The sequence below is a fragment of the Paenibacillus sp. HW567 genome, assembly GCF_000374185.1.
In the GTDB taxonomy this organism is placed as follows: domain Bacteria; phylum Bacillota; class Bacilli; order Paenibacillales; family Paenibacillaceae; genus Paenibacillus_AQ.
The window spans coordinates 568,175-592,946 of the sequence record NZ_KB910518.1 but is presented as its reverse complement, the minus strand read 5'-3'; the positions used below and the strand labels follow the sequence as shown (position 1 = coordinate 592,946).

At 46.6% G+C, this 24,772-nt stretch carries 25 protein-coding genes and 1 pseudogene; 3 read left to right on the top strand and 23 right to left on the bottom strand.

Annotated elements, in window-relative coordinates:
• Nucleotides 1-124 precede the first annotated feature (124 nt).
• The 13 genes and pseudogenes from B212_RS0102905 to B212_RS0102840 form a co-directional block, all read right to left on the bottom strand.
• The gene (locus B212_RS0102905; protein ID WP_019908848.1) at nt 125-1,465 is read right to left on the bottom strand and encodes a sensor histidine kinase; all 1,341 of its coding nucleotides are present in this window, start codon (nt 1,463-1,465) and stop codon (nt 125-127) included.
• On the bottom strand, nt 1,458-2,174 hold the full coding sequence (locus B212_RS0102900) for a response regulator transcription factor (RefSeq protein WP_019908847.1): 717 nt from the start codon (nt 2,172-2,174) through the stop codon (nt 1,458-1,460). The genes B212_RS0102905 and B212_RS0102900 overlap by 8 nt, the downstream gene beginning before the upstream one ends.
• A gap of 69 nt (nt 2,175-2,243) precedes the next feature.
• On the bottom strand, nt 2,244-2,498 hold the full coding sequence (locus B212_RS0102895) for a hypothetical protein (protein ID WP_019908846.1): 255 nt from the start codon (nt 2,496-2,498) through the stop codon (nt 2,244-2,246).
• A gap of 169 nt (nt 2,499-2,667) precedes the next feature.
• A complete protein-coding gene (locus B212_RS0102890) occupies nt 2,668-3,420 on the bottom strand; it encodes an ABC transporter permease (RefSeq protein ID WP_019908844.1) in 753 nt (250 codons plus the stop codon).
• Nucleotides 3,414-4,190: an ABC transporter ATP-binding protein gene (locus B212_RS0102885; RefSeq protein WP_019908842.1), complete on the bottom strand. Its 777-nt coding sequence runs from the start codon at nt 4,188-4,190 to the stop codon at nt 3,414-3,416. The genes B212_RS0102890 and B212_RS0102885 overlap by 7 nt, the downstream gene beginning before the upstream one ends.
• Nucleotides 4,171-5,187, bottom strand: a complete 1,017-nt coding sequence (locus tag B212_RS0102880; protein WP_019908841.1) for an ABC transporter substrate-binding protein — start codon at nt 5,185-5,187, stop codon at nt 4,171-4,173. Before B212_RS0102880 ends, B212_RS0102885 begins: the two co-directional genes overlap by 20 nt.
• 375 nt (nt 5,188-5,562) lie before the next feature.
• A complete protein-coding gene (locus tag B212_RS30635) occupies nt 5,563-6,048 on the bottom strand; it encodes a hypothetical protein (protein ID WP_019908839.1) in 486 nt (161 codons plus the stop codon).
• Nucleotides 6,049-6,063: 15 nt separating this feature from the next.
• Nucleotides 6,064-6,648 carry a nitroreductase family protein gene (locus B212_RS0102865; RefSeq protein ID WP_442950095.1) on the bottom strand — a complete coding sequence of 195 codons (585 nt, stop codon included), beginning with the start codon at nt 6,646-6,648 and terminating at the stop codon, nt 6,064-6,066.
• 32 nt (nt 6,649-6,680) lie between these two features.
• Nucleotides 6,681-8,078 carry a Fe-S cluster assembly protein SufB gene (gene sufB, locus B212_RS0102860; RefSeq protein WP_019908836.1) on the bottom strand — a complete coding sequence of 466 codons (1,398 nt, stop codon included), beginning with the start codon at nt 8,076-8,078 and terminating at the stop codon, nt 6,681-6,683.
• 24 nt (nt 8,079-8,102) lie between these two features.
• Nucleotides 8,103-9,413: a Fe-S cluster assembly protein SufD gene (gene sufD, locus B212_RS0102855; RefSeq protein WP_019908835.1), complete on the bottom strand. Its 1,311-nt coding sequence runs from the start codon at nt 9,411-9,413 to the stop codon at nt 8,103-8,105.
• A pseudogene (sufC, locus tag B212_RS30630) lies at nt 9,410-10,197 on the bottom strand (Fe-S cluster assembly ATPase SufC). Before sufC ends, sufD begins: the two are co-directional and overlap by 4 nt.
• A complete protein-coding gene (locus B212_RS0102845; RefSeq protein ID WP_019908833.1) occupies nt 10,197-10,709 on the bottom strand; it encodes a MarR family transcriptional regulator in 513 nt (170 codons plus the stop codon). The pseudogene sufC and the gene B212_RS0102845 overlap by 1 nt, the downstream one beginning before the upstream one ends.
• A 166-nt stretch (nt 10,710-10,875) precedes the next feature.
• On the bottom strand, nt 10,876-12,594 hold the full coding sequence (locus B212_RS0102840; RefSeq protein WP_019908832.1) for a cellulase family glycosylhydrolase: 1,719 nt from the start codon (nt 12,592-12,594) through the stop codon (nt 10,876-10,878).
• Between the two features lie 297 nt (nt 12,595-12,891).
• On the opposite strand from B212_RS0102840, the gene B212_RS0102835 reads away from it, so the two are divergent.
• The 3 genes from B212_RS0102835 (at nt 12,892) to B212_RS0102825 (ending at nt 14,962) form a co-directional block, all read left to right on the top strand.
• On the top strand, nt 12,892-13,227 hold the full coding sequence (locus tag B212_RS0102835) for a hypothetical protein (protein WP_019908831.1): 336 nt from the start codon (nt 12,892-12,894) through the stop codon (nt 13,225-13,227).
• A gap of 203 nt (nt 13,228-13,430) precedes the next feature.
• A complete protein-coding gene (locus B212_RS0102830; protein ID WP_019908830.1) occupies nt 13,431-13,616 on the top strand; it encodes a hypothetical protein in 186 nt (61 codons plus the stop codon).
• Between the two features lie 377 nt (nt 13,617-13,993).
• A complete protein-coding gene (locus B212_RS0102825; protein ID WP_019908829.1) occupies nt 13,994-14,962 on the top strand; it encodes a bile acid:sodium symporter family protein in 969 nt (322 codons plus the stop codon).
• Nucleotides 14,963-15,078: 116 nt separating this feature from the next.
• Here B212_RS0102825 and B212_RS0102820 read toward each other — a convergent pair whose 3' ends face one another.
• From B212_RS0102820 to B212_RS0102775, 10 genes are all read right to left on the bottom strand, one after another.
• Nucleotides 15,079-17,010, bottom strand: a complete 1,932-nt coding sequence (locus tag B212_RS0102820) for an AraC family transcriptional regulator (protein ID WP_019908828.1) — start codon at nt 17,008-17,010, stop codon at nt 15,079-15,081.
• Between the two features lie 229 nt (nt 17,011-17,239).
• The gene (locus B212_RS0102810; protein ID WP_019908825.1) at nt 17,240-17,827 is read right to left on the bottom strand and encodes a nitroreductase family protein; all 588 of its coding nucleotides are present in this window, start codon (nt 17,825-17,827) and stop codon (nt 17,240-17,242) included.
• Between the two features lie 30 nt (nt 17,828-17,857).
• Nucleotides 17,858-19,831 (bottom strand): AraC family transcriptional regulator, encoded by a 1,974-nt coding sequence (locus tag B212_RS0102805; protein WP_019908824.1) that lies wholly within the window; start codon nt 19,829-19,831, stop codon nt 17,858-17,860.
• Nucleotides 19,832-20,194: 363 nt separating this feature from the next.
• Complete coding sequence (locus B212_RS32945) at nt 20,195-20,956, bottom strand: hypothetical protein (RefSeq protein WP_019908823.1); 762 nt, start codon at nt 20,954-20,956, stop codon at nt 20,195-20,197.
• A 54-nt stretch (nt 20,957-21,010) separates the two neighbouring features.
• A complete protein-coding gene (locus B212_RS33605; RefSeq protein ID WP_084673225.1) occupies nt 21,011-21,154 on the bottom strand; it encodes a S26 family signal peptidase in 144 nt (47 codons plus the stop codon).
• Between the two features lie 67 nt (nt 21,155-21,221).
• On the bottom strand, nt 21,222-21,695 hold the full coding sequence (locus B212_RS0102795) for a hypothetical protein (RefSeq protein WP_028530576.1): 474 nt from the start codon (nt 21,693-21,695) through the stop codon (nt 21,222-21,224).
• 14 nt (nt 21,696-21,709) lie between these two features.
• Nucleotides 21,710-22,021, bottom strand: a complete 312-nt coding sequence (locus tag B212_RS35865) for a DUF6933 domain-containing protein (RefSeq protein ID WP_442950108.1) — start codon at nt 22,019-22,021, stop codon at nt 21,710-21,712.
• Between the two features lie 824 nt (nt 22,022-22,845).
• Complete coding sequence (locus B212_RS0102785) at nt 22,846-23,232, bottom strand: retropepsin-like aspartic protease (protein ID WP_019908819.1); 387 nt, start codon at nt 23,230-23,232, stop codon at nt 22,846-22,848.
• Entirely contained in the window at nt 23,229-23,477 is a 249-nt protein-coding gene (locus B212_RS0102780) for a hypothetical protein (protein ID WP_019908818.1), read from the bottom strand. Before B212_RS0102780 ends, B212_RS0102785 begins: the two co-directional genes overlap by 4 nt.
• Before the next feature lie 156 nt (nt 23,478-23,633).
• Nucleotides 23,634-24,662 carry a hypothetical protein gene (locus B212_RS0102775; RefSeq protein ID WP_019908817.1) on the bottom strand — a complete coding sequence of 343 codons (1,029 nt, stop codon included), beginning with the start codon at nt 24,660-24,662 and terminating at the stop codon, nt 23,634-23,636.
• Nucleotides 24,663-24,772 lie beyond the last annotated feature (110 nt).

Below are 24,772 nucleotides of genomic sequence, written 5' to 3'. Positions count from 1 at the left end.
TCCATATTTTATTTACGGCAGGAAACTACAGATTGCGAGAAATACGCAAAAAAAAGCCTCATCTGTCAGATCGAAAACGAGGCTTTTGCAGTCCCAGGCTGAAGAACACTCCAGCAAAGGGTATTCATTTAGGAAGATGAACACTGAACTCCGAGCCTGAGCCCGGCGTGCTTGAGACGGTTACCCGTCCTCCGTGCGCTTCGACAATCGCTTTTACAATCGTAAGACCGATTCCCGCTCCCCCGGTTTTACGGCTGCGCGATTTCTCTCCACGGTAAAAGCGTTCAAATATATACGGCAGCTCATCGGCGGCAATTCCAGCACCCGTATCGGCAATCATCACCCTTACTTCGGAAGACTCCTCAGCGAGGCTTATTTCTATACCGCCTTCCTTGGTATATTTAAGCGCATTATTCAGCAAGTTGACAAATACCTGCACCAGCCGTTCATAATCACCGTTAATAAAGATTTGCTTCTCATCCTTTAAGGTCAAGACAACCTTGTCCAGCTCCGGTCTGCCGGCAACCGAATGAACCGAGTCACGAAGCACGTCATTCAGAAGCAGCCGTTCATGCCGCAGTTGTATCATCGGGTTCTCTGCCGCATTCAGCTTCTCCAGATCATTAATAAGCTGCACCAACCGGATGATTTGAGCGTGACAAATCTGCAATCTCTCAGGAGTCGCTTCCCATATTCCATCCTGAAAAGCTTCAATATAGCTCTGGACGGTAGTCAGAGGCGTACGTAATTCATGCGCTACATCTGCCGTAAGATTTTTTCTTAGCTTCTCTTGTTGCTGCAACGTATCCGCAAGATAATTAAGCGCCAGGCCTACCTCTTCAATTTCCGTCTGCCTGTTACGCTGAAGCGGAACCCGCTCCGTCAAATTGCCTTCCCGCATCTTCACGGCGGTTCTCTTGATCTGCACTAGCGGAAGGCTCAAGCCTTTAGCCATAAGTCTGCTGTACAGATAGGCACCCGCAAGCACCAGCAGCAGCGCTCCCCAAGACAGCCGGTTGAACAGTTGGAGAAAATCCCGGTTTTGCGCTTGCTCCGCTTCGCCATCTCCCCGCATTTCAAGTGCGCCGATGTTCACTCCATCCTTCACAATCTCATAGCGGCTGGCAGCCGCAGCCTGATTCGCCGTTGACATCCCCATGCCCATGCTTCCTGTGTCCCAGACCAGCTTCCCTTCGGCATCGTATAGGCGTATGGAATAATTGCGCAGCATCGCCTGATGGGATATATTCATCAATGCATCCATCCCCCAAGCCTGTGCAGGATCATAGGCTTGCTCCAGATCGGCGAGCAGGAATCCGGCTTCGGCTTTCCGCTGGTTCTCGACATACCTTCCAAAGGAGAAGCTCATCACCAGATTGACTAGAAAAAAGATGATCAGCAGGGAACTGAGTGCGACACCCAGATGGGACAGCAGCAGTTTTTTTCGCAATCCGCCTTTATTCATCCCGGTTCACCAGAAATTTATAGCCGATTCCGAACACTGTGCCTATAAACTGGGGATGCCGTGGACTATCGCCGATTTTTTGCCGCAAATTCTTGATGTGCACATCTATCGTCCGCTCAAAGCCGTCAAAATCATCGCCCTGGATAAGATTTACCAGCTCATAACGGCTGAAGGCCCGCTTGGGATTCCTCGACAGACACTCCAGCAGCTTGAATTCAAGGGGTGTCAGCGCAAGCAGCTCTCCTTCCAGCTTGACCTCATGCCGCTCAGAATCCATCCAAAGCCTCCCGCCCCCGAAGCTCAAGCTGCCTTTCGGCTCCTGGTTCTGAGCATGCTGCGCCCTTCTAAGCAGACTGATTACGCGGGCCAGCAGTTCCCTTGGACTGAAGGGCTTGGTAATGTAATCGTCCGCACCCATCAGCAGGCCATTCACCATATCGTCTTCACTGCTTTTGGCCGTGAGCATAAGGATAGGCGTATTTGCATCTCTGCGGATGATTCTGCAAATCTCCTCGCCGGAAATATCCGGCAGCATCAGATCAAGCACCACCAGATCAGGCTTCAGCTCATCAAAAAGCTGCAATGCGCCGGTTCCAGTTTCAGCCTCATACACTCTATAATGGTTTTTCTCCAGATACGCTCTGATCACCTGAAGAATATCCGCCTCGTCGTCCACAAGCAAAATAGTTGGAGCATCCACCGCCATCATCCCTTCATCCCATCCTGAAACTTCATCATCTGCATTGCTGCGAAAGAGCGGCGTGGATGTATGGCGCAGTTAGAAGTTCATCATGCCTGATCTGCCGGATGAATTGCCCATCATGCCGCCCATGCCTGTTCCTTGATTCTCACGGCAATTGTTCACCATCTCTTTGATGCCGTCATCCGACAAGCCCGGATGCATTTGTTTTGCAAAGGGCAGCATCTTCTCCAACCAGCCCTGCCCGTTGTCAGCCCCCGCTGCATATACGCTTGTACCAATGCCCATTACCAGAACCAATGCCGCAATCCCTAACCAGATCTTCTTTTTCATTGTCGTTCTCCCCCTTCGTTATATACAAAGATTAACTCAGAGTTGTGAAGAACCTGTTTGCTTGCGGAGGAAACTTGAATTTTTGTGTTTGCAAAAAGACGGCCCGTTCATGAGCCGCCTTACAGTTATTACTATCCTATTCTACCTCAGCAGCAGCAACGTCCTCCCTTTACCGCCGCCATTTCATAAATCTGTAATCCAGAACATCGACGAGCAGGAACAGCACAAATCCGACAAGGCTGAACAGCATAATTCCTGCGTACATCTCAGGGTAGTCCAGGCGCAGCCAGGCATCCATAATGAAAAAGCCCATGCCATGCTCCGTGCCATAGATTTCGGTGAAGAACAATACGGAAATTGCAGTTCCAAGGGAAATCCGGATCGTGCTGAGAATGACCGACAGTGCGCCGGGCAGCGTCACATTCCAGAATTTCTGCGCGGTGCTTGCGCCGATGCTGGTCAGCACATCATAGGTGCTTTCGGGGATGGCCTTGATACCGTCACGCACAGAGATGATAACCTGGAACAGCAGAATCAGCATAATCATCAGCACCTTGGAGGTTTCGCCAAGCCCGAAGAACAGCATGACCACCGGCAGCAGCGCAATTTTTGGGATAGGATAGGTGAGGTATACTACCGGGTCCAGCAGCCGGTTCCATAGCGGCGAACGGCCCATTAAGAGGCCGATCAGCAGACCGATCAGCAGTGCCAGCAGCACCCCTTCAAAAATCCGCAGCAGACTATAGCCGACATTCAGCGCCACATCCTTTGCCCCTAGATGGAACATCGCCTTATAGACCGAGCCGGGGCTGGGAAGAATCGGATGATTCATCAGCAGATAAACAACATACCATACCGCATTCATGCATAAAAAGACAAACAACAGCCGCAGCAAGTGAGGAAGACGTCTTTTTTTCACCATTTCGTAAGCATTACCTTTCTGATGCGCTTGCTCTGCTCAAAATAATCATCGCTGTCCCGCTTATCCTCATGCTTCATCGCAAAGACAGCAGCGTTATCAAGGATTTCCGGCGTATCCTGCTTGCTTGACGGCATGACGATGATTCTCTGTCCCAGCAAAATCGCTTCCTCCACATCATGGGTTACAAACAGCGTCGTAGCCGGGTTAGCCAGCCAATTATCCAGAAAAATCTGCTGCAGCGCTTCGCGCGTAATGGCATCCAGGGCGGAGAACGGCTCGTCCAGCAGCAGAATAGTCGGCTGAATGGCAAACGCCCGGGCAATCGCCACCCGCTGCTGCTGTCCACCGCTCAGCGAGAGCGGGTACCGGGCGGCCAGCTCGGAAATTCCCATCGACTCCAGCCAATGGGTAATTTGCGCCTCCTGCGTTTCCTTGCGTCCTCCTGCCGGGCGGGTGATCTTCATCGCAATCTGAATGTTGTCATGAACGGTCTTCCAGGGCAGCAGCCCATAATTTTGCGGGACCAGTCCAATCAGCGTTTCTTTGTCATGTACGGATTTCCCGTTGAACAGCAGTTCGCCCTCATAGCCCGGCAGCAGTCCCGCCACCGCGCGCAGCAGTGTGGATTTGCCGCTGCCGGAAGGCCCGATAATCGTATAAATCCCATGCTCCGGCAAGGTCAGATTGACCTGCCCCAGAGCCAATTGTCCGCTTTTATATTCCACTTGCAGCTCTTTGATGCAGAGTCCGTTATTTTTTGAACTGGACATCGGAGATCACATCTTCAGCCGCAATATTTTTGGTCAGGAGGCCTGTCTCCCGCGCCCAGGCAAACGCCGCTTCCACTTCCTTCACATCCACCTGATTAGCCGGCTGGTATTCCGGTACTTTGATCTGGTCCTTCAAGGTATCCGGGTAGCCGACCTCCTTGATAATCAGATCAATATAGTCCGATTGGACATGCGATTTCATGTAAGCTACCGCTTCATCATACGCTGCATACATATCGCGAATTGCTTGTCCCTTGGCATCAATCGCGCTTTGCGGGAAGGCCAGCACAAACGGATTCACATTAGCGGTCTTGGTGGAGCTGAGCACGCGCAGACCAGCCGCTTTCCCCATCGTGACATAAGGCTCCGGCAAAATAGCCGCATCGGCTTTTTGGTTCTTCAGCAGCTCCAGACGGGTTGGAATTTGCGGCACTTCAGTCACCGTAATATCGTCTTCCGTCAACCCTGCCTGCTTCAGCATCGTCGCCACCGTATATTGTGTTGAAGTATTCTTGGACAGTATCACTGTCTTGCCCTTGAGATCCTTCACATCCTTAATCGCATCATTGCCGGTCAGCAGATCAAATTCACCGGTAGTGGTGCTGGTGATCTTCACATCTAGCCCCGCTTCATTATAGATCGAAATCGCCACCAGGTCGGCGCTAAGCCCATCCACTTTACCGGCCTGAAAAGCCACGTCACGATCCTTGGCGCTCTTGAACGTCTGAATCTCCAGATTCACGTTATGCTCTTTATCAAAGCCCCGCTCATGGGCAATAATGAATGGAATCGCATCAATGGATGGTAAAAGACCCAGCGTTAACGTAGCCGTCTCTGCGGGTGTACCGCCTGCAGCCGGCGCCTCTCCAGCCGCGTTCCCCTGTGTATCCGCTCCTGCATTATTCGTATTGGATGTGCCGCAGCCCACCGCCACTACACTGATCGCAGCGACCAGCATCAACAGCATTGTAAGGTGTTTCCAGTTCTTTCTCTTCATGTTTCTCCGGTAGCCTCCATCTTCTTTGTTTTGATTACTCATCGGCCTCCGGGGCAGCACAGAATATAATATCGCTTATGCGAATTTATTCACATAAGGGCATAAAGTGAAGCAGCTTCGCCGCCCTTTGAAAGTCCCCTCCCATATAGCAGGCCGGCCCTTCCTGCGAATATTCCGCGTTCGCGAGATGTATGTATACTGCCAGCTCCCCGAAAAGCTCAAGTAATGCAATTTTACACCCATTATTCACTTTTGTATATTTACAAATTGAAATACTTTCCACAGTGCATCCCACAGCAAAAAGCTCTCCCTTGCCTTGAGAAGCAAGAGAAAGCTGTACAAAACATTGGGGTACATCCATTTAATTGTATAACACTACAGCGACTCGAGCCTTACTTCTGTCACGCTAGCTGCCCTGTACGCACTCTCCGGCTCGTCCACAAACCCCATTTCCAGAACAGCAACGATGCATTCCTTATCCTGCACACCGAACAAGTAAGTCTGCTCCCGGTCATACATCCAATCCTTCATCGTCCGCCTTACCCCCAGTTTCCGTACGTGTGCAAGCAGTTGGAAGTTCTGAATAAGGCAGCAGACCGCGGCAAAATCCTCATCCCGCTTATACGAATCGCTCTCTTCCTTCATTGCGACAATCAGGAAAGCTGGAGCAGGGTCTTGCAGACCTGTCATGAAGCCGCCGCTGCCCGCCTCTGCATAAATAAATCTCCAAGGCTCCCTAAGCCCGTCATTTGGCGCCCACACGGCATCATTCAGCAGCTCGAGCACAAGCCACTGCGGAACGGGCCGGTCGGAAAAGGACCCGGGGCTGTATAGCCCCATGCTTAATCCGGTTAATGACACTTTTCATCCCTCCCTTCAAGCCTTCCGGCCTGTATAGACTGTCCATTTCTTCTCGGCTGACGTTCTTGCCCGGCCTCTTGGCGCCTTATCGAAATACCCCAAATGAATAATGCCGACAAATCTTTCATTCTCACGGACCCCGATACGTTTGAAAAACTCCTCACTTTGCATCATGGGTTCGGTATCCCACAGCATCCCAAGCTGCCGCTCCCAGCCAAGCAGTTGGAAATTCTGCAGGATGCTGCAGACCGCCGCATAATTCCGGTTACTCGCCCGGCGGTCCGGGCCGGTGCCAGCAATTACAACAACATGGCCGGGAATATCGGTAAATCTCTTTTTGAACAGCTCGATCATCTTGCCCGGAATCCACTTGCCAAGCCTGCTCCCGGTCATTTGCTCCAGCATATAATCGGCCAGCCGGGTGCGCGACTCGGACGTACCAGCGTATAGACAGCGCCAGATAACAGTATCCGAAGATGGAAACAATCCTGCGGCTTCATTCAGCAGCTCAACCACCAGTTCCTCGGCAACAGGCGTCTGATTGAACTTGCGGATAGTTCTCCGTTCTCTAATTAATGATGCCAGACTCAAGGTTCTCATTCTCCTCTCATACGGAGTTATGTCTCCGGGCTTTATCCGATACTTCCTTCCATCTCCAATTTGATCAGCCGATTCATTTCCACTGCGTACTCCATAGGAAGCTCTTTAGTGAACGGTTCAATAAAGCCCATTACAATCATTTGAGTGGCTTCTTCTTCCGTCAATCCCCGGCTCATTAAATAGAACAACTGCTCCTCGGAAACTTTGGATACAGTCGCTTCGTGCTCTAGGGTAATGGATTCATTCCGGATTTCATTGTAAGGGATCGTATCTGAGGTAGATTGATTATCAAGAATCAGGGTGTCACATTTAACACTCGATTTGGAACTGGCCGAGTCTCGGCTGAATGACGCAAGTCCCCGGTAGGTCACCTTCCCTCCATGCTTGCTGATTGATTTCGAAATAATGGTGGAGGTCGTTTCTGGTGCCAGATGAATCATTTTGGCTCCGGCATCCTGATGCTGGCCTTTACCGGCTACGGCAATGGAGAGCACTGAGCCTTTGGCTCCACGGCCTTTCAAGATAACGGAAGGATATTTCATCGTCAGTCTGGAGCCGATATTGCCATCCACCCATTCCATCGTTGCATTTTCTTCGGCAACCGCCCTTTTGGTTACCATATTGTAGATATTGGGCGCCCAGTTTTGGATGGTTGTATAGCGCATACGTGAATTTTTCCGGCAGATGATTTCAACCACTGCGCTGTGCAGGGAGTTCGTACTGTAGATTGGCGCTGTACAGCCCTCTACATAATGCACAAAGCTGTCTTCCTCTGAGATGATCAGCGTCCGTTCAAACTGTCCCATATTTTCTGAATTAATCCGGAAATACGCTTGAAGCGGAACGTCGCACTTTACCCCTTTGGGAACATAGAGGAAGCTGCCGCCAGACCATACTGCACTATTAAGCGCCGCAAATTTGTTGTCAGATGGTGGAATAATCGTCGCAAAATGCTCTCTGAACAGCTCCGGATATTCCTTTAAGGCCGTATCTGTATCTGTAAAAATAACACCTTGTGCCTCCAAATCCTTCTGAATGCTGTGGTACACAACCTCAGACTCATATTGTGCGGACACCCCGGCCAGGAACTTCTGCTCCGCTTCGGGAATGCCCAGCTTATCAAAGGTGGCTTTGATTTCTGCGGGAACCTCCTCCCAGGTCTTCCCCTGATGCTCCGAAGGCTTCACATAATACTGGATTTCATTAAAATCCAGCTCTTTCAGATTACCGCCCCACTCGGGCAGCGCCATGCCGTGGAACAGCTCCAGTGATTTCAGGCGGAAATCCAGCATCCACCCGGGCTCGCCCTTCATTTGTGAGATGGTTGCTACAATATCGCGGGTCAATCCCTTACCGGACCGAAACACGGATTCGTGATTATCCCGGAACCCATACTGATACTCTTCCGGATCGGACAATTGTTTGGGCATGCTCCTTTACCTCCTTAAGCCATTTTATTTAACTGCCGGTGACGCCTGTCCCAGCTTGTGTTCCACCAATAATCGAAGCTGATCTGCCGCACCCTCCAAGGGAACTTCATCAATGACCGGCGCCAAAAAACCATATACAATCAGCCGCTCCGCCTCTGCTCTTGAAATTCCCCGTGACATCATGTAGTAGACCTGTTCCGGATGGACCTGCCCAACACTTGCCGCATGCCCGGCTTTCACATCATCTTCATCAATCAGCAGAATCGGATTGGCATCACCTCGGGCTTCCGGATGAAGCATCAGTATTTTTTCGGTCTGCTGGCCGTTAGTGCCCTTTGCTCCTTTTTCGATTTTGGTAATGCCGTTCAAGATGGCTGTGGACTGCTCCCGCATTACGGCCCGAATGAACATATCACTGATTGAGTTTTGACCTACATGAACAATTTTCGTTGTTATATGCATCTTTTGATTGCCTGCCCCAACTGAAACCGTCTTAAGCCGGGCATTTGCACCACGTCCCAGCAGAATGGATGTTGTATCGCTCATGGCATGGCCTTCATTCATTTCCCCCAGAATCCATTCCACACTGCCCTCCTGTTCCACATACGCGCGCCGGTAGGTCAAGTCGGTAACTGCTTCATTCAGGTGATGCAGTGATGAGATATAGGCCCTTGCTCCTCTTTTCACGAAAACCTCGATAACACCGTTATGGCTCTGTTCCTGATTCCGGCCCATAGAAGTCACGTTCTCCACTACAGTAACCGAACTGTTCTCGTCTGCCACGATCAGCACATGGGGCATAAACCGGATGCCCGCCTCATCCGCAAAAGCCAAAATTTGCAGCGGCTCCTCAATCTGAACACCCGGAGGTACATACACGAAGGCACCACCGCTCCACAAAGCCGCATGTACTGCCGTCAGCACATTCTCATCACTCTTGAGCGCATGCATCAAATACGGCTGAACCCGTTCCGGATACAAGTTAGCTGCTAATTCCAGATCCATCAGGATAACGCCTTGTTCTCTCAGGGGACCGGATAGCCGGCTAAAGACATTTCCTGAGTTCCACTGGACCAGCACATTCTCCGATGACACCCAGCGCTGCAATGATGACGGCAGTTCCTCGACTCCTTCCAGTGGAGCATGTCCGCGATACCGCCCCCAATCCCCAATGCTCCAGTTTTGAAGCCGGACCTTCTCCAGCTCTGGCAGATCCAGAGCTTCCGCCAGGGCTGCCGCTTCCAAACGTTGTTCTGCAAGCCATTCCGGCTCCAGGCGCTCCCCCGCTTCCTCTGACACCAGATGCTTGATCAGTACCCGAGGTTCAGTCTTCATAAGCTCCCCTCCCCGGCATCTCCTTCATCGGCGATTCCATATTCCTCTCTAACCCAGTCATACCCTTCAGCTTCGAGACGCTCGGCTAATTCAGGACCACCCGATGTTACAATTCTCCCCTGCATCATGACATGTACAAAATCTGGTCTGATATAATTCAACAGTCTCTGGTAATGAGTAATAATTAAAATCCGCGTTCATCGCTGCGCAGCAGGTTGACGCCCTCAGCCACGATGCGCAGCGCATCAATATCAAGACCGGAATCAATTTCATCCAGCACAGCAATCCGCGGCTTCAGCATCATCATTTGCAGAATTTCATTGCGTTTCTTTTCCCCTCCGGAAAAGCCCTCATTCAGATAACGGTGCAGGAACTCCGGATTCATCTCCAACGCCTTCATGCTGTCTTCCATTATGCGGATGAATTTAATTAATGAGATCTCCTGCCCTTCTCCACGCTGTGCATTAAGCGCACTGCGCAAAAAATCCGAATTCGTCACTCCGCTGATTTCGCTCGGATATTGCATAGCAAGAAATAGCCCTGCCCGTCCGCGCTCATCTACATCCATTGCCAGCAAATCCTCCCCGTTCATTGTAACGGTGCCCCCGGTAACCTCATATTTGGGATGGCCCATAAGCGCTGAGGCCAAGGTACTTTTTCCGGTTCCATTGGGTCCCATGACCACATGAATTTCTCCACCGCGCACATTCAGGTCCACTCCCTTGAGAATTTCCTTTCCTTCAATCTCTGCTTTTAAATTACTGATTTCCAGACATGTATTCATCACTCAGCAACTCCTTCTGTTAATCTGAGTTCCAGTTCAACATTGTATTCCTGCAGAAATTTACGGATAAGCTGCAGCTCAGCGGCTGAGTACTTATCCACAAAACGGTAAAAGCGCTGTGCTTCAATTTCGTGCAGTTGCGCATGAAGATCAAATATTTTTTTCCCTTGCGGAGTAAGCTGGAAGTAGCTCTCTTTCTTGTTGTCATCCTTTTGTGTCCGATTAACGAGCCCATCCTTCAAAAGCCTGCCGCCGATTTTGGTAATGCTGGCTTTCGACAGATCCAGTATTTCCGCAATAGTCGTGCTGTTGACCGGTTCATGGCGGCCGATACAATCAATCACGTGAATCGCTGTAATGCTCTGCGGAAAGTTATTGATGGACTCCCTTTGGGCAAAAACGAGAAATTGATCAAGCTCCGTCTCCGCAAGAGATTCATGCATATGCAGAAATCTGATGTATTGCGCATACAACAGTTGTTTGAGAGAATCCGCTGATTCCAATGCGCTCATCCACTCCTCTTCAATAGCAATATTATTGTTTACTCGTGAACAATATACCACCATTGATAATGATTATCAACTACTTTCGCAGATCCCGTTCCACAGGACAGCAAAAAGCCTTCTTCTCCCCCACATCCATCGCAGGTTAAAAGAAGGCCGATCTTATTCGCTCATCCTACATTGTAGTGCCTGTAACCGTGGTTCCGTTCTTCGTAATCTTGTAGCTCACCACATCACCGTTCCAGAAATGGAACTTCAGAATGACATCGCCGTTATTCACTTCATTGAAAAAGGCCGGCAGCAGACTAATCTCATTGGTGGTGTAGGAAGGTGTGAATGCATAGGCGAATTCCTTGTACGGTGTCCAGTTTTGCGGACCGGCATTGCCGCCGGAGGTATACGTAGCTTCCATAGTAGCCAAGGTTGTTCCGTTAAAGGCTGTAGGGATTTTGAATGCGCTGGTCGTTCCCTGGACATTGCTCAACTTGGGCGTATTTGAGAGGACAACGTTAAAGGTCCAGTCCGCCCCTTTGTTGAAGCGGGCGGTGAATACCGCATTTACCCCAAGCTTGCCGGAGGAGGTCAGACTGGTGAGTCTGGCTGCTTTGAAGGTCAATTGATCACCGCTCAAAGTATAGTCCGTTCCCTGCGCCAACTGCTGGCTGCCGTACAGGATCGAGGACAGCGTATTGCCGTTCAGGTTAAGCTTCACCGTCACATCTTTGGCAGCAGCACCTTTTGTCAAATTAATGAGATCGCTTTCAGCAGTGGACGAACGGCCGGACCAACTGGCCTTCATCATATTGTAGAGCTGGGGATCGGACCATTGATAGGTTGTACGGCCAAAATGCTGGCCATTATCCCACAGCATCGGTGTAATCTGCTTGGATTTCAGATAATAAGCCAAATATTCGAAGAATTTCAATTTCTCGCCCTGCTCGATTACACCAGTATTTTTATCAAAACCGAGCAGACCGTATTCGCCCACAATGACTGGAATTCCTTTAGCTGTGAAGGTGTTGTACACATTGGTGAAGGTGGTGTTGATGTCATTCTGTGTATCCGTGTCGAACTTGGTATAGCCCGCAATGTTGACGCTGAACGGCCAGAAGCCATAGTAATGCACGGTAGCAATCAGGTTGGAGTCTTTCAGCTTGGTAATCGTGCTGTAAAGCGCATTCATGCGGGTCTGGGTTGGAGAAGCTTCAAGTGTCGAAAGTACCAGCGGACGTGTTGCATTATTCCCGCCCGATTTTCTGACGATGTTGTAGAAAGACACGTTCAGCTCATCCAGCATCTGGATCGCCTTGTTCTCATCCGTAGTTCCGCCATCGGTAAATCGCGGCTCATTGACGCTCTCGAACATCAGCTTATTAGAATATCCCTTGAATTTGTTCGCAACCTGTGTCCATATCGCGTTATAACGGGCCAGCACCTGATCATGCTGCTGCTCCATCTTGCTGATCCACAGCCAGGAATCATGGTGGAGATTGATCATCACATACAGGTTCTCGCCAATCGCCCAGTCCACAACCTGCTGAACACGGGACAAATAGGCGGGATCAACAGTGTAGCCCGGAGCCGCTCCGGTGTGAACATCCCAGGTCACGGGAATACGGATGCTTTTGTATCCTTGAGCCGCAATCTTCTTAATTAATTCCTGAGTAACTGCGGGGTTGCCCCAAGACGTTTCATCGGCTCCCGTTGCATCGAGCGTATTGCCAAGATTCCAGCCCGGCTGCATGGCATCGACATAGGATTGCAGACCTGTGGCAGCGGCAGCTTGTGCCTGCGGCGCCTCTTCAGCGGATGCAGCAGAGACTGCGGGTGTAACTAAAGCAAGCAGTAAAACAGCGATGAATGCTAGTGACAGGAACGATTTCTGTTTTGGCATAAAAAGTAATTCCTCCTTTTAGGTGTAAGGCTCCTTTTTAGAACAGATGCTGTGTTGTCTAATGTGCATATCATTCAGAAGGAAGGATGACTACTGCACAAAATCACCTCCGTACTTTTTTTGCAACCGCTTACGAAAACCAATATAGCATCTTTGACGGATGGTAAATATCCCAATAATTAGTGCAAAAATCCATTCACAATTATAGATTTTGGAAATTCATCAATTCCACAAGCTGGCTTGTCCCGAATTATGATATAATTAGCGAATCTTACACAGGTGAGGGGACCGCGAACCATGAGTGATCAGATTCTTCAACAGATTCTTGGGGAACTAAAGAGCATGCGCTCCGATTTGAATGAAGTGAAGGTTGACGTAAGCGGATTGAAAGCGGAATTAAGCGAAGTGAAAGCTGACTTAACTGAAGTTAAAGCCGACATTATCAGCATTAAAGAAGACACCAAGCTCATCCCGCTGATCCAGCAGGCGGTGTCGGAAGTAAATGCGGAAGTAATCGCTAACCGCGACACCTTGCATAGTATAGAAGAAACTCTAAGAAGTCATGACGTTACACTTGATATCTTATCAAGACGTTCCATAGATCAGGAAGCAGCCTTAAAACGGATTAAGTAGCAACGGCTGAAATGACCGTCCACGACACAGAGACACCATTCCCCGAGATAAACACAAACCCTAATAAATATATCATTTTCACGAGAAAAATTGTCTTTTTCCCGTGGACACATCTTCCAAATTCTTTTTTTTGTGTTATAATGAAAGCGTAACCAAAAAGAAATAAAAACCTTTGATTGCATCGTCCAAGGAGGATGAATGAAATGATGGCAGGACTTAAGGAGCTTAAAAATTGGGTATCCGGAATGTGGCAGCCGTGGATGACTTCGGAAGAAGGAGACTACTGGAAAATTGAATATTCCGTGGAGCGACATCTGCATACTCCGCCAACTCCTAATCCGCTTACCTACCAGGAAGAAGCACGCATCAAGAGTGTCAAATATCATTAACTGCTTCTATTGCAGATACAAATCAACTCACAATTCAACTTTTAACATAAGACCGCAAGAAGCCGGAAGCTATTCCGGTTTTTGCGGTCTTTTATTTTGGAGCAATAGCAGAAGCTGCTTAAATTCTGTCTGTGCTTTTGCAGGGACTACTTCAGTAATTCAGGCGCACATCAATTACATTTGCTTGGTAATGTTCCGATTTAGAGCTGTAAAGCGTTCGATTGTCTTTTTGATTATCATTTGAAATCAGGCCGAGCTTTTATCAGGCTCAAATCAGACACTACAGAAACCGGGGCAATCAGCGAATAAAATTCTCCTTCTTCGTCTTATTGGTATATAGTAGTTATATCCTATAATTGCGAAGGAAGTTATCCGATATGCTGCACTCTTTGAACAGGCGGCTGAACCGCATGATGCCCCTGATTACACCGGTCAGTATTCTCATCGGCGTAATCTGCGGCAGCCGCTTGTCTTCTTTTACCTACTTGTCGCCGTGGCTGTTTGCCTTTATGACGTTTGCCGGCAGCATCAGTCTGGGCTTCAGGGACTTATTGAGCGTAATCAAAAAACCCGCTCCGCTGTTTGTATGTCTGTTCGTCCTGCATGTGGCTATGCCCATAATTGCATTGGCCTTCGGACATCTAACCTTTCCGGGGGATACATATACGATTACCGGACTTGTCCTGGCCGCGGTTATTCCAACCGGCGTAAGCAGCTTCATCTGGGTCCATATTTATAAAGGCAATATCGCCTTGACTCTGTCGATTATTCTCATTGACACCATCGTGGCCCCGTTCGCCGTGCCCGGCATCCTCTCGCTGCTAATCGGAACAAATGTGCAGTTGGATGTGTCAGCCATGATGAGCAGCTTGTTCTGGATGATTGTTGTCCCTTCGCTGCTAGGCATGATATTGAATGAATGGAGTAAAGGCGCCATTGTGCCCGTCTGGAGTCCGAGAATGAACCCGTTCTCCAAGCTGGCTATGGCAGCAGTAATTGCCATTAACGGATCGGTTGTCGCCCCTTATCTGACAGACTTTAGCTGGCGGCTGGTTGGTCTGGCGGCTGTGATCGTTGCGCTCGCCTCCACGGGTTATCTGCTGAGTTTCAGCCTCTCCAAACTAATGGGCTGGAGCGAAGCGGATCAGACAGCGCTTATTTTCAATGGAGGCATGCGCAATATCAGCGCGGGAGCCGTTCTGGCGGTCTCCTACTTTCCCGCTCCGGTCGCTGTTCCTGTTGTACTCGGCATGATATTTCAGCAAATGCTGGCTTCCCTGGTCGGCTTCCTGATTGGCCGCCGTGTCAAGCCAGAGCCTTCGGACACAGCCTCCTCCGCCGCCTGACCTCAAACTGCACCTGCTGTTTCTCTCCACAATTATAGAGCTAAAAAACTACGACATCTATCAAGATCGCTTGTGTTGATTCCGAATGGAATCTAACAATCACTCTGACGAGTAATTTAGAGGCTTGTCAGCCATGCAGCCAACTCTTCGGTCTGGCTCAGAATAGCTATCGGGTCCCAGTAGCCGGAGCGTTCGCTTGTCCATAAAAAGACGTGATTATTTTTGACTGCCGGCAGCGAGCTCCAGATCGAGTCCGCCTTAAGTTCATCCAATGTTTTTGAATCGGAGGTTAGAATAATATAGTCTCCCGCATACTTTGGCAATAGTTCGGCAGAGAATGAAACCCAGCCAGGATCGGACAATGCGGCGGCAATATCCGCTGGAGGCTTAAAGCCGAATCCATTGTATACCGGCTGTCCGCCTTTGCCAAAGCTGGTTCCGACAGCCATCCAGCTTTTCTCACTCAACTCAAAAACTGAAAATGTGCTGTCCGCAGGGATTACCTTCAACACGTTTTCTTTGGCACTGGCCATACGTCTGTCATAGTCGCTGAGCCAGGCTTCCGCCTTGGCTTCTTCGCCGAGTAGCTCGCCGAAATAAGCGACCTCCTCGTGTACTGTTTTTAAGGAAGCGTAGGGAACGACGACAGTCGGCGCAATTTTTGACATTTGCTCATTTAGCTCAGGGTAGAAATCGTCCATAATAATCAAATCCGGTTCAAGCGACAAAATTTTCTCTACGTTGCCATTACCATCCCCTATGTTCTCAACATCTTTTAAATATTCCTGGAAATAAGGATTTTTAATATGATGATCGGATGTTCCAACAGGTGTAATGCCAAGCGCAATCAGACTGCCAAGATACTCGCCGGCGACAATTCGTTTGGGATGAAGGGGGACCTCCACCTCACCGTTAACCGTTTTAACGATTTTGGTCTGCGCCTGCTCCGCAGCAGCCTGCGTAACGCTTGGACTTGGCTGTGAGACTGTTGTCTCCGCAGTACCGTTCGTGCCGCATGCGCTCAGCACCAGAATGAAGCTTAGCAGCAATACCGATGCCAGCGTAGGCCTTGAATGTTTGAACATGAATAAATCTTCCTCTCCAATACCATGGTACTGATAATCGTTATCAATGACATTAGTATAGTTAAATGGCTCGGGAGGGACAATGGAGGATTTCATGATCATGGCCGGACGATCTTCTGGTTTCTTCTTGTCAGCATGCACTTCTCTATAGCGTATTGGAGAAACTCCTTTATACTTCTTGAACATTCTACCGAGATAGCTCGGATCTTGATAACCTACGCCATCTGCAATTTCCTTCAGTGTAGCATCCGTTTCAAGCAGCAGCGCTGCTGCCTTATCCATACGTACCTTGATTAAGTAGTCAATCGGGCTAAGCCCTGTACGGATTTTGAAAAAGGCGGAAAGATGGGGAACGCTATAGTTCAGACTTTCCGATAGTGATTCCAGCGTAATGGACTCCGCATAATGTTCATGGATGATGGCGGCGACCTGGGCGGCCAGGTCCCGCTTAGCCGGGCTTACACCGTGCATCTGCATTTGATGAAGCAGCTCATGCACAAACTGATACAATAAAGTCCGAACACGCAGATGCATAAGGGGTTGCCGTTTTCCCCAATCCTTGAACATTTCCCTCAATATCCGGTGCAGCGCTACCGGGTTGTCCGGCGTTATGCTGTACGAATAATCCAAAGGGTGAACCTGCCCGAATGGTGCGGCAAGCTCTGAGGGTACCGGGGGATTAACACTCACTTTATAATAGACACTATAGTATTCAAGGCCTTCGCTGCCTGCGGCAATGTCGAGCAAAGCACCTTTACCTGCATGAAGCACAGTAAATCGCTGCATGCGATAAACTTCCCGTCCCAGCTTAGCTGTTGCATTACCGCGTATCGACATGAGGAACAGGTTCGAAGGCACATAATAGGAACGAATGGATTCACCAGCCCTAATCGTGATGCGGCGAATATCTATGACTTTGCAATTTACATGATTCCATATAACAATAAGATCATTGATGTCCATGCCGTAGACTTGCCTCCACCCTGTAATTAGGAGCACTTTCGGTGCCCGGCAAAAGAATTACTATTAGTATATTCGGTTGCCTTATACCACGCAAACACTGGCAGTTCCTCAGCAAGGGGGTAATAATGTTGTTAGAAACAAAAAAACCTCCCCTCGCCCTTAGGCAAAAGAAGGCTTAAACATGCCACTCCAAAGCACAGCAGCTATATCCTGACGCCTTGTGCTGCTATTACTGCTGCTCCTCTCCCCCTGCGGCCGAGATACAGGTCAACAGTTCACGTGCAGGTGTACGAGGACGGGGTTTAGGAATCTTATCCTGATCGAAATAACCAAGATGAAGCGTACCGATGATTCTCTCACCTGGCTTCACGCCTGTCATTCTGCAGAAGTCGGGATCGAAATTATATTCATTCGTCTTCCACACTACCCCGATTTTCTGCTCCCAGGCCAGCAGTTGTATGTTCTGAATAAGGGCTGAGCCTGCACCCACAGCGTCTTCCCATTCCCGTTGTCTCGGATCAGCCTCAATAACAATAAGCAGATGGGCCTGGATACGTTCGCAGTAATCATTCTGCAGCTTCGGTCCCCAGCGCTCCAGCTCGTCCTTGGAGAACGTATGCAGCACTGCATCAGCAAATTGCTTCCTTCCCGCTTCCATAAATAAAATGAATCGCCACGGCTCCTTACGTGAATGCACCGGTGCCCACACGGCTGCTTCCAACAAATCTACGATCGTTTCTTTCGATAGCGGTTGTTCATTAAACTGACGGATTGTTCTTCTTCCACGAATTAGCAGCTCTATTGCTGATACTTCCATATCGGTTGATCTCCCTCCTGCTGCATTCCCTTATTGGGTAAGCCAATGCACCGCTTCTTCGATAATTTTACTTTGTCCGATGGGGCCGCCCGGGCCTTGGAACCACAAACCGTAGTCAACCACATAAACATGGTTATTCTTAACGGCTTTCAGGCCTTTCCACACCGCTGTCTTCTGTAATTCACTTGTTTCTTTCGGATCTGATGACAGGAGGAAAATATGGTCAGGATTAATAGAAGGCAACGACTCCAGAGAGATAATCTGCATAGATTCTGACGGATCAGGTATAGAAGCGGGAGGTTGCAGAGCGAGGTCATCATAAAGAACCTCATAGTTTCGTTTACTATAGTACCGGACTTCTTTATCCGATAAGCGCAGGAACATTACTGTCTCATTTCCAATCGCTTGCTTGATTTTCTCACGAGCCTCTGCAGCCTGCTTCTCATATTCTTTGATAACCTGCTTGGCTTGCTCCGTCTTCCCTAGCATTTCCCCCATTTTGAGCAGGCTCGTTTTCATGCGAATAATACCTTGCTCATCCTTGACTTTCTCCGCAAACAAGGTAGGAGCAATTTTATTGAGACTCTCGAAGGAATCACCCATGAAATCCTGACCAATAATGAGATCCGGATCTGCGGCTAAAATACTTTCGAAATTCGGCTCCACTTGCCAACCCAGATTTTGTTTTCCTTTCAGTCGGTCGGCCAGGTAAGTAGGAAACTGATCGCTGCCTTCTTCATTGCTCGATGCCGCCTGCGGTACTATGCCGAGTGCAAGCAAATAGTCAGTCGCGGCCGGGAACAATGAGATAATATGCTTAGGTTCGCCCTTAATGACGGTTTCTCCCCATGCATGCTTAATCACCCTCTCCTGTACTGCCGGCTGTTCGGTTGGCTGAACAACAGCGGTTGGTTGCACATTGCTGCTGTTCTGTCCATTTCCGCTTGCTGTCGAAGTATTCTGAGAGGAGGAGCAAGCAGACAATAATAGCGTAAAGCTAAGCAACAAAAGCATCGGAAAGGATTGTTTCGATTTCATAGGTGTGCGTGAGTCCCCTTCTCTTCTATATTGATAATGATTATCATCATCAATACGAATATAACCGCGAAGCTTATGCCTGACAATGGACAATTCTGACTTCACCATAGTATTATCCTGACTCGCTGGCAGACCCGTATAATCCCGTTTGAAACGGCCTGGCGACACACCTATATGCTTTTTGAATAAGCGGTTAAAATAAAGAACATCCGGGATGCCTATACCCTCAGCAATTTCCTGTAGGGAAACGTCCGTATGCAACAACAGCTCCTTTGCTTTGTTCATTCGAATCCGGGTTAAATATGCGATCAGACTGCTTCCTGTCTCTTTCTTGAAGCTTCTCGACAGATGTCCTGCGCTGCAGTCCAGAAGTTCAGCCAATGGATCGACCATAATCGGTAGAGCATAGTTTTCATGAAGATAACGAACCGCTTGAGCGACCAGATTAGGCTTAACAGTTGTAACGACCTGCGTATTCATCTGTCTCATCAAATCGTTAATAAACTGATAGAACAGCGTCTTAACCTGAAATTTGGCAAGCGCATCTGTCCGCTCCCAATACTGGTCTATTTTTTGGACTTTGTCGTATAAGACGACGGGATAGCTTGGGGCAAAAGCATACTGAATATGAAATGGCAAATGGCTCCTTAACAGCGCTTGATTCTCACGGCTGCTGGACAAAGACAAGTTAGCCCGATAGAAAATCAAGTAATACTCGAAGTAATCTTCCGTGAGGCTAATCTCCAGACATACTCCTTTGCCTCCATGCAAGACTTGCATCTTCCCAATAACGTACGCGGTGTCATCCAAAGTAACCGTGGCACTGCCCCGTATCGTATATAAAAACCCGCTGGCTGGCAGCCGATAAGCATTTACTTGTTCACCGGCTCGCAACACCCTATGCCGTACATCCCATATTTTGATCGAGGCCAGATTCCAAAGCTTAACATGCTCTTCTACGTGCATCGCTTCACCTTCCATAAACCTTTATGCATGCAAAACCAGCAAGACAAGCTTGCCTCTTCACTAACACCTATTCTAACGATAATCATTCTCAACTACAATGCATATCTTACTGCTAGCGCCGCATTGATGTTACGCCGGCCGCTGTCACAGCAAGCAAAAAGCCTTCCTTTACCCCGGGGTAAAGGAAGGCAATAAAAACTGATATCAAGCCACATTCTTCATCTCCACACCAAGGACAGATTAGGATTGAGTAACCGAAGTATAAATATTCGTGAAGCTGTTGCAATAAGAAATAATTAATTATTTGTCTTTGATGCTCTGCACTGCCCCAACCGAAGGAAGGAACCCTATCATACTTTATCCTCACATGTTTTCTAATTCGAATTCCTGTAGCCTAATCAACTCTTTTTTACCTCGATTTCCTTTTTTCGTTGTTGTATTTCCCTTTTCATCGGTTCTTCGCTGGATGAATTCTCCGGTCAATAGATTGATATCATCTTCGTCAGATTTATCAATTGTCGTTGTTCCTGTAAAGTAACTTCCCATCGTTGCTCCTATTAAAAACCAATCATTATCCTGGTACCTAAATCTATATTTATTGTACCATCTCCAATTGCTTCCTCCGTAATCGCTAACAAGGACTGAACCCCGATCAATGATTAGACTATCAAAAGGGTCTCCCCATACTCCACCTTCATCAGCTTTCAAAATGACATTATCGGCTATTATTGAAATGGAATATGTATCATTTTTACCGCCAAATGCAATTAAAAGTGATCTCGGAGACGCCGTTTGATCAACCACATTCTTCTCAATTACTGTTGCAATGTCTGGAATACTATCTTTATTTAAATCACCTTCAGCGATAACTGGCTCTCCTTTGATAAGTTCTAAAATATGCCATCCTGCTGGAATAATTGAATTTATATTTCCCACTTCCAATGCTTCTTTGTCTGTACCTGGAGATATACTGGTTGATGGCGTAATTGATGGAGTTGTTTTCTGCTCAACTATTGGAATGTGTGAATTATTAGTAGCTTCATTACTATTAGGATTTTCTTTACACCCAACTATAAAACTTAAAAGTGTAACAACACTAACAGAAGTAATTATTAATTTCTTCATCGAGTTACATTACTCCATTTCATAAACGATTTGGCATCTTCGATTTTCAATCAATTATTCTATTATCTTCCCAACAATTTGTTCTTTACTAATCGTGCCGAAAATTCTGCTATCCAAACTGTCGTTATAATTATCTCCGATTACAAAATATTGATTTGCTCCTGTCTCGTATTCACCGACTCCTGAGTTGTCGACCATTTTACTGGTAATTCGACTTGAACATGTACCGGGCGTTCAGGAGATTGGACTTTTACACGTTGTTATGCTATATGGTGTTATAATAAATGTTCTTCATGTATTTTTGATCCCCATAACGAATCTCTTTTGGGTAATCTTCGCTGCTGATCTCCGACTTCAGTAAATCATCATCACTCTCTTTTATTTTGCTTTTAATCTCTGCCCTTGAGTGTATATTATTAAGTATATTCCTTATCCACTTATCATGTTTCCTCTCACAGCGGACTCCTAATTTCACCATGTTATGCTGATCAGTAAAGTCGTTAAACAAATCTATTAATATAAAACTATCCTTATCATCTTTCGTAAAAAACACAAAAACATCTCCCTGTCCTGCCCTGCAAGGTCCTTCGCCATAGGAGATATACCGATCATATAATTCCATAATATTAAATCTTATATTTAATTGTCTCATTAATTCTTCTAAACAAAATACCTCATTTGTATCCTCTATTAAATCAAAAAAGGGTAGATAAAAAGAAAATTCAATATATCTCTTCATTCTAAATCCTTTCATTATTTCTTATCTTCCTTGAGTATTCTTACAAAGTACTGCCTTGCAATAGCTTGTTTAAATACATGTATTGGTTCTTCATAGTTTATTGGTTTGTGGATTATTCGATTCAGCCATTTCACTTGGGCTTCCTTGCTTTCAAATTTTGTTTGGGTAGCAGTACTGAAAAAACTCTTTACTCCGTCTATTATCAAACATAAACGACTTAAATCATTGACAAATAGTACATGTTTTCGTCTATTCAATTGAATAATATTGGCATGCCAGCTTAATAGCGGCGAATCGGGTTCATTCTCTTGAGGAGTAATCTTCATATCCTTCAATAAAGTTTGAGTTAATCTAAAGACGAACATTTCCAGTTCATTCCTTCCTTTTATCTTGCATAGGTCTCACTTGACGTTCATGCATTCACACACCCAGGAGGCTTAAGTGAGCAACAGCGAACGGGTCGTCAGACTTAGTCTCGCAGGTCTGTTGTTTCATCAAAAATGAGATTTCCTTTTAAGTTTAAGTACAATTCTTTTTGTATGTTCATAGTTATTCGCTCTTTTCTATATTTTTCGGGCTATTTCCTCTGAAGACCAAGGAGTGCCGATCCTTATATTCTCTTCAGTTTTATCTCTCCAATTTTCCTCCTCCAGTATATCAACCATTCTAAATATTGGGAATTAAAAAGAACCCTCAAGGTCGCTTGACCTCAAAGGTTCCAATGCTGATGGAGTCATTTATTAAGCTGTCACTGTAATCAGAAATGCGGGTAATTACTCTCGTTTCTTCCCAACCGCGCCATGTCCAGCATCAATATGGATTTTTTTGTGAGCTAAAATATCATACTTCCATTCGGAGCGATAGGGTCTCTAAAGTAATAGCATCAATCTTTTGTTCAAGTTCATCCAGTTCAAACATAAATAATGCCTTCTACCCGCATAATCATTACATAGGACGTCTTTGCTGACCATAGGCAAATCAATAATTAGTGATTTCGAATCGAAGGGCTTAAGCTTAAACGCGTCACTCCGAAGCACGGCAGCTAAATTTTTAGCTCTCCAAGCTCAATCAGGCAGGGCACCCGCTTGTGAACGGCCTTTTACGTTTAATTTCTGCATGACGCTCAAGGTGCAATTTGAAACATGCAGAGCTAATCGGTGAAATGAGGTGAGTAAAACTCTAACTTATCCATATCCACAATAAAGCCTTGTGTTCTCAGGACGTCGAGACCAAGTAACCCTTTATGAGACTTTGGAAGGACCCCGACATCAACCTCAATCTGCTCAATCCTAAGCGTATCTATTTGAATATAATCCATAACTTTTGTGTAAAACGGTACAGTGCCGCCAACCCCATAGGCTTCATAGACAGAGTCTCCGTTTTCATACGTAACGCCGATTTCCTCAAGCACATCAGGGCTGAACACCGTATGTGACGAGCCTGTGTCAATAATTATATCGTTCAATTGCAATGCTTGTCCACGGAAGCACACAACAAGTGAAACTGTAAGAAGTTGTCCATTGTACTCAATCTTCATACCTTACGTCTCACCCTCAATAATGGGTCTTTTCGCAAATGAATGACACAATCTACATTGGAGGTATGATAAACAATACTGCCAGGTTCGGCACTAAAAAACTCTCTGTTAGCATCCTTCTCATCTATCACCCGAACGGGTGCAACTTCCGTTATTATTTTTTTGTCTTCTTCTTCACGGTAGTCAAGAACTGAAAGCAAAACAAATTGGTTGGGAAACAATTCTCTTACCTGCTGCCACTTCATCACAGGTTCCTCCTTTTACCAAATTATTGAGTGGGTCCTCCCCTCACCCCTAAAGGCAAAAGAAGGCTTTAACATTAGAGAACTACTATCTTCAAAAAAAGAAAATCCAATTCAATAAACTTTGTACACAAGTTACTTGATCCCCTGAATTAGCTGTTAATAATTTTCCACTTCAACTTCTTTAGTATCCGGGTCCACTAGATACCATGCATAAATAACAGTATCTCTACAATATCTCACTCCTATTCTGTATCTTCCATCATCTGTTTTCCCTTCATACCCAAAATATAAAGATTCATCTTCATACTTGGGGATATAGAATCCTTTACTATTATCTACAAAACCATATTTAGTTATTAAAATCTTCATGGATTTCTGAACATTCAAGTATTCAGCCTCTCTTACAAAACGTCCAGAGCCAACCGTAACTATATTCTTTTTCCCCTTATAAGCATCATTTGAGAGGTAATCAAAAGAAACATTCCCATCATAAAGGGAGATTTTTGCTTTAATGGTATTGCCAAATGAATCTATCCCTGTGAAGTTAGCTTCCTGATTATAGTCAAAGTAAATATTGTTAACTATTTGTGCTGTGCCTGTTAGATCCGTTGAACTTTCAAGTACTACATGAGCGTGGTTATTCTCCAAAAATTTAATATTCATTTTACTGTAATATCCGGTTTGATTAGCAAAAGAAACATCGAGCCAAACCCCGTTATATTCAGGAAAAATTATAGTAGCAATATCCATCGTTTTTTCGTTAGATTCTGCTTTAGTTATAATTTTTTTTGTTTTGTCACAGTAAACATTAATAAATCTTGTTCCATCCGTGATTCTGAAATCCCAATATCCATTTTTCTCGGAGAGACTGTACAGAAAATCCGAGCTGTCTGCTGAGATTCCCTCAAGGGATTTCACAATGAATGTTGGGTAAGTTTTATTATTTGTCAATTCCACTCTTACTAACGTTACATGATTTTTCTTGAATACCTCTTTGACCGGATGTTTCCATTTCGCTAAATCTGTAATGATGACTTTCGGATCTGTATTATTTATTTTATTTAGGGAAGCCACAGTATCAGTGTCGATCTTTCCTAGACTATGTACAACTGCCGTGTCAAAAGTACATCCCATAATACCGTTAATAACCAGTGCTAACATTCCGACAGCTATTATCTTCTTCATCTGGTCCCCCAAAAAATCATCTTCTATATTACCCTATTACCCTTTTTTTCCTAAAATTATATATTCGACGTTTTTCAAACCTTCTCCTCCAATTTTCCCTTTTAGGGATT